5 protein-coding genes are annotated in these 5432 nt (G+C 63.5%); 2 read left to right on the forward strand and 3 right to left on the reverse strand.

Annotated features, from left to right (window positions below; all coding sequences use genetic code 11):
- The coding region (locus tag EN993_RS30445; protein ID WP_164757910.1) for a LuxR C-terminal-related transcriptional regulator at positions 1-247 on the forward strand (247 nt) is incomplete at its 5' end.
- Between the two features lie 213 nt (positions 248-460).
- Here the strand turns inward: EN993_RS30445 and secA are convergent.
- Positions 461-3193 carry a preprotein translocase subunit SecA gene (gene secA / locus EN993_RS30450; protein WP_109658605.1) on the reverse strand — a complete coding sequence of 911 codons (2733 nt, stop codon included), beginning with the start codon at positions 3191-3193 and terminating at the stop codon, positions 461-463.
- A gap of 248 nt (positions 3194-3441) precedes the next feature.
- Here secA and EN993_RS30455 point away from each other — a divergent pair, with 248 nt between their 5' ends.
- Entirely contained in the window at positions 3442-4359 is a 918-nt protein-coding gene (locus EN993_RS30455) for a peptidylprolyl isomerase (protein WP_109658606.1), read from the forward strand.
- A gap of 76 nt (positions 4360-4435) precedes the next feature.
- On the opposite strand, the gene EN993_RS30460 is transcribed toward EN993_RS30455, so the two are convergent.
- Both EN993_RS30460 and EN993_RS30465 read right to left on the reverse strand, forming a co-directional pair.
- On the reverse strand, positions 4436-5035 hold the full coding sequence (locus EN993_RS30460; protein ID WP_109658607.1) for a TetR/AcrR family transcriptional regulator: 600 nt from the start codon (positions 5033-5035) through the stop codon (positions 4436-4438).
- A gap of 101 nt (positions 5036-5136) precedes the next feature.
- On the reverse strand, positions 5137-5432 hold a 296-nt coding region (locus EN993_RS30465; protein ID WP_164757911.1), incomplete at its 5' end, for a nuclear transport factor 2 family protein.

Consider the following 5432-nt stretch of genomic DNA (forward strand, 5'->3'; position numbering starts at 1 on the left):
GCGCAACGGCGTCAACATCGCCCGGGGGCCGCGCCGCACGACGCGCGAAAATCAGGCCGGCCTGACCCAGCGCCAGATGGAAGTGCTGCAGCTGATCGAACGCGGCTTTTCCAACAAGCGGATCGCCGAGCAGCTGACCATTTCGCCGAAGACCGTCGATCACCATGTCTCGGCGGTGCTGGGCAAGCTGGAGGCCGTTTCGCGCGGTGAAGCCACTGCGGCGGCACGCGATTCAGGGCTGCTGTAGGAAGTTTGTTCGGGAGGACGGGATCGAAGGTCGGCGATCCTTCGCGCTCCTCTGCCCTGCCTGGCATCTCCCCCTCGAGGGGAGATCGCCCTCTCCGAGGCTTTCGCCAATTGTCAAAGTTGAGGGTAGGGCGTCGCAACTGCCGATCTCCCCCCATGAGGGGGAGATGGCCGGCAGGCCAGAGGGGTGCTGTCCCGCCGACCTATCAAATGATCAGGCGAACGCGCCGTGGCAGTGCTTGTACTTCTTGCCGGAGCCGCAGGGGCAGGCCTCGTTGCGGCCGACCTTGCCCCAGGTCGCCTGGTTGTTGGGGTCGCGGTCCTCGGGAGCGACGACGGCGGTTGTCTCCGGGCGGACCAGAAGGGCGGTCTCGCCGCCTTCGAAGTCATTCTCGCCGGTGGTGCCGTCGATATGGGTGCCGAACATGTCGGGCGCCTCGGGCGGCGGGGCTTCGGCGGCCTGGCGGACCAGCTCGACGCGCATCAGCTGCGCAGTGACGGCCTGGCGCAGATTGCCCAGCATCGCCTGGAACAGCTCGAACGCCTCGCCCTTGTATTCCTGCAGCGGATCGCGCTGGGCGTAGCCGCGGAAGCCGACGACCGAACGCAGATGGTCGAGATTGACGATGTGCTCACGCCACAGATGGTCGAGCGTCTGCAGCACCACCGAACGTTCGACATAGCTCATCACCTCGGGACCAAAACGCTCGGAGCGCTCCTTGGCGGCGGCGTCGGCAGCCTGGGTGATGCGCTCGCGGATGTCGTCCTCTGCGATGCCCTCTTCCTTGGCCCAGTCTTCGATCGGCAGGTCGAGATTGAGGAATTCGGCGACCTCGGCCTTCAGGCCCGCGACATCCCACTGCTCAGCATAGGCATTTTCGGGAATGGCCTTGGCGACGATCTCGTCGATGACGCCCTCGCGCATCTCGCCAATGGTTTCAGAAAGGCCTTCGCCATCCATCAGTTCGATGCGTTGCTCGAACACCACCTTGCGCTGGTCGTTGGAGACGTCGTCATATTTCAAAAGGTTCTTGCGGATGTCGAAGTTGCGCGCCTCGACCTTCTTCTGCGCCTTTTCCAGCGCCTTGTTGATCCAGGGATGGATGATCGCCTCGTCTTCCTTGAGGCCGAGCTTCTGCAGCATGCCGTCCATACGCTCGGAGCCGAAGATGCGCATCAGGTCATCCTGCAGCGACAGGAAGAATTTCGAACGGCCGGGGTCGCCCTGACGACCGGAACGGCCGCGCAGCTGGTTATCGATGCGGCGCGATTCGTGACGTTCAGTGGCCAGCACATAGAGGCCGCCGGCGGCCAGGGCCTTTTCCTTCAGCCGCTCGACGTCGGCATTGATCTCTTTTTCCCGCGCCTCGCGCTCGGGTCCGGCCGGCATGTCGCCGAGTTCATCTTCAATGCGCATCTCGGCATTGCCGCCGAGCTTGATGTCGGTGCCACGGCCGGCCATGTTGGTGGCAATGGTGATGGCGCCGGGCTTGCCGGCCTGGGCGACGATCGCCGCCTCGCGCTCGTGGTGGCGGGCGTTCAGCACCTCGAAATCCGTGAAGCCTTCCTTGCGCAGGCGATCGGCCAGCTGCTCGGACTTTTCAATGGAGGTGGTGCCGACCAGCGTCGGCTGGCCCTTGGCGCTGGCTTCGCGGATCTCCCTGACGATCGCCTTGTATTTCTCCTCGACCGTCCGGTAGACCTCGTCGTCTTCGTCCTTGCGGATGACCGGCAGATTGGTCGGAATCTCGGTGACGTCGAGATTGTAGATGTTGCCGAACTCCTCGGCCTCGGTCAGCGCCGTGCCGGTCATGCCGGAAAGCTTCTTGTAGAGGCGGAAGTAGTTCTGGAAGGTGACGGAGGCGAGCGTCTGGTTCTCCGGCTGGATCGCCACATGCTCCTTGGCTTCGAGCGCCTGGTGCAGGCCTTCCGAATAGCGGCGGCCCGGCATCATGCGGCCGGTGAACTCGTCGATGATGACGATCTCGCCGTTGCGGACGATGTAGTCCTTGTCCTTCTGGAACAGCCGGTGCGCCTTCAGCGCATTGTTGACATGGTGGACGATGGCGACGTTCTCGACGTCGTAGAGCGACTCGCCCTTGAGCAGGTCGGCGTCGCGCAAAAGGTTCTCGAGCTTCTCGGTGCCTTCCTCGGTGAAGATCGAGGTCTTCTGCTTCTCGTCGATCTCATAATCCTGCGGCTGCAGCTGGATGATGAAGGTGTCGATGGTGTTGTACATTTCCGAACGGTCTTCGAGCGGACCGGAAATGATCAGCGGCGTGCGCGCCTCGTCGACCAGGATGGAATCGACTTCGTCGACGATCGCGTAATTGTGACCGCGCTGCACCATCTGGTTGCGCTCATACTTCATGTTGTCGCGCAGATAGTCGAAGCCGAGCTCGTTGTTGGTGGCGTAGGTTACGTCGGACGCGTAAGCGACGCGGCGCTCCTCGTCGGACAGGCCGTGGACGATGACGCCGACCGAGAGGCCGAGGAACTTGTAGACGCGGCCCATCCATTCGGAGTCGCGGGTGGCCAGATAGTCATTGACGGTGACGACGTGGACACCATTGCCGGCAAGCGCGTTGAGGTAGACCGGCAGCGTCGCGACCAGGGTCTTGCCCTCGCCGGTGCGCATCTCGGCAATGCCGCCATTGTGCAGCACCATGCCGCCGATCAGCTGGACATCGAAGGGGCGCATGCCGAGCACGCGGCGCGCTGCCTCGCGGGCAGTGGCGAAAGCTGGCACCAAAAGGTCATCGAGCGTGGCGCCGTTGGCGATGTCCTGGCGGAATTTCGCGGTGCGGCCGACCAACTCCTCGTCGGAGAGCGCCCGCATCTCGTTTTCCATGGCGTTGATCGCCTCGACACGAGGCCGGGTCGATTTGACCCGACGATCGTTGGAGGAACCGAAAACCTTACGGGCGAGACCGCCGAGACTGACCATCCAATGGTCCTTTCGATAGAATTCTCAATCTTGAGATGAGCGCCGGCCGGCCCCATCAATTCCACGTGAACGTGGACAAACACAAAAAGCGCCCGGAAAACGGTTCTGGACGCAAAGTCGTTGGACAGATAAGAGGGGGCTCAACTGATGTCAACGCCGCGCTGGCCCTGCCGGTCGCGCCAAATTCCGCCACAATCTGGCTGATCTGGAAGCCACCCCCTCCTCACAATCCCCACCGGAGTCATCTTATGTCCTTGTTGTTCCGCCGCGCGTCGCTCGCCAGCCTTGGCTTGGCCTTCGGCCTGTCGGCCCTTTCGCTGTCGCCGCTGATGGCGCAGCAAACCGCTCCCGCTCCGGCGGATGCAGCAGCACCGGCCGCGGCACCGGTCGATCCGAATACCGTGATCGCCACGGTCAACGGCCAGCCCTTGACCGAAGCCGACCTGGTGCTTGCCGAAGGGGAATTGTCGCAGCAGTTCGCGCAGTTGCCGCCCGAGCAGCGCCGCGCCGCGGCCCTTTCGGCTGCCATCGAGATCCGCGTCATGGCCGCTCAGGCGGTCACGACCGGCCTCGACAAGGATCCCGATTTCCAGCGCCGTATGGCCTTCCTGCAGCAGCGCGCGCTGCATGGCGAGATGGTTGAGAAGGGTGTTGTCGACAAGGTCACCGACGCCGAGGTTCGCGCCCGCTACGACCAGGAAATCGCCAACACGCCGCCCACCAACGAGCTGCACGCCCGTCACATCCTCGTGAAGACGAAGGAAGAGGCCGAGGCGATCATCAAGCAACTCGACGGCGGCGCCGACTTCCAGAAGCTCGCCAACGAGCACACCAGCGATCCGTCAGGCAAGACCAGCGGCGGCGATCTCGGCTGGTTCGGACCTGGCCAGATGGTGCCGGAGTTCGACAAGGCGGCCTCCGCGCTCGAGGTCGGCAAATACACCGAGCAGCCGGTGCAGACGCAGTTCGGCTGGCATGTCATCAAGCTCGAGGACAAGCGCACCAAGCAGCCGCCGGCTTTTGACGACGTCAAGGACCAGGCCAAGCAGGCGGTCATCCGCGACAAGTACTTCGCGCTGGTCAAGTCGCTGCGCGGCGGCGCCAAGGTCGAGATCCCCGACGCGAACCTGAAGAAGGCGGTCGATACGCTGGAAAGCGCCAAGTAGGCCTGAAAGAATTTTTTGAAAGGGGCGCGGCAGCCAAGGGTTGCCGTGCCTTTTTGTCGACCCAGGTCGGCGCTTTCTACCTTCCGGGCACCGCTATGCCGCGCATCACGTAGTGGACGGCCTTGCGTATCGTCGCTTCGTCCTCGTCGAGCCGGTTGGTCAACAGATGCTTCCAGGCGAAGGAGGCGATCAGGTCGGCGACCAGCGCTGCATCGATATCGGCGCCGATTTCGCCCCTTGCCCTGGCGCGTTCGACCATCTGGCCGGTATGGGAGCGTCGACCCAGCGCATAGTCGGCAAGGGCCGCGGACGCCGCATCATCCGACTGCGCCTCGGCGATCAGCGACCTGAACACGCTGCCCGACGATGTCTCGCGCCAGTGCGCGAACAGGTTATTCAGGAAGCCGACGAGATCCTCCTCCAGTCGCCCGGTATCGGGAACATCGACGCGTTTCTGGCGCTGGTAGACTTCGAGCAGCAATGCCGCCTTGCTCGGCCACCAGCGATAGATGGTGGGTTTGCCGGCGCGGGCCCGCCGTGCCACCGCCTCGATCGAGAAGCCGGCATAACCGGCCTCGACCAGCACAGCCTCGGCTGCTTCGAGAATGGCATCGGCGCTGGCGGGATTGCGCCGCGCACCGATCGATTTGCGCGCCGGATCGGCGTCCTCGGCCATTTCTGTCGTCCTCGCCAACAATTTCGCCGGCAATATAGGTGAGGTTGTGGTGAAACGAAACGGACCGTTTTTGACAGATCAAAGAATCCGGCAGATGGCGCTTATTGCATCGCTTGCGATGTCTCGGATTCGATGCGCCAGCCACCGTCGGCCTTGACCAGGCCGAGCGTGACGCGCGCCTTGCCGGTCAGGCGTGCCGCCGACTTGTCCTTTGGAAGATAGTCGTAGTGCATCGCAAAGACGGCCTCGGCGCGATCCTCGCCATGCGGGGTGACCTCCAGGCTGCCGGGCTCGAGGCCAAGCGACCAGGAGGCCCACTGTGCGAACCAGTCGGCCTTGACCTTGGCGATGGCATCGGCGTCGTAGCGTGTGCCGAAAATGGTGGCGGACGGGCCGT

This window comes from Mesorhizobium sp. M7D.F.Ca.US.004.01.2.1 (assembly GCF_003997785.1).
GTDB lineage: Bacteria > Pseudomonadota > Alphaproteobacteria > Rhizobiales > Rhizobiaceae > Mesorhizobium > Mesorhizobium loti.

Bases quoted from the DNA above. Each gene is read 5' to 3' on its own strand.
- secA (WP_109658605.1), bottom strand. From the start codon at position 3,193: ATGGTCAGTCTCGGCGGTCTCGCCCGTAAGGTTTTCGGTTCCTCCAAC.
- EN993_RS30455 (WP_109658606.1), top strand. From the start codon at position 3,442: ATGTCCTTGTTGTTCCGCCGCGCGTCGCTCGCCAGCCTTGGCTTGGCC.
- EN993_RS30460 (WP_109658607.1), bottom strand. From the start codon at position 5,035: ATGGCCGAGGACGCCGATCCGGCGCGCAAATCGATCGGTGCGCGGCGC.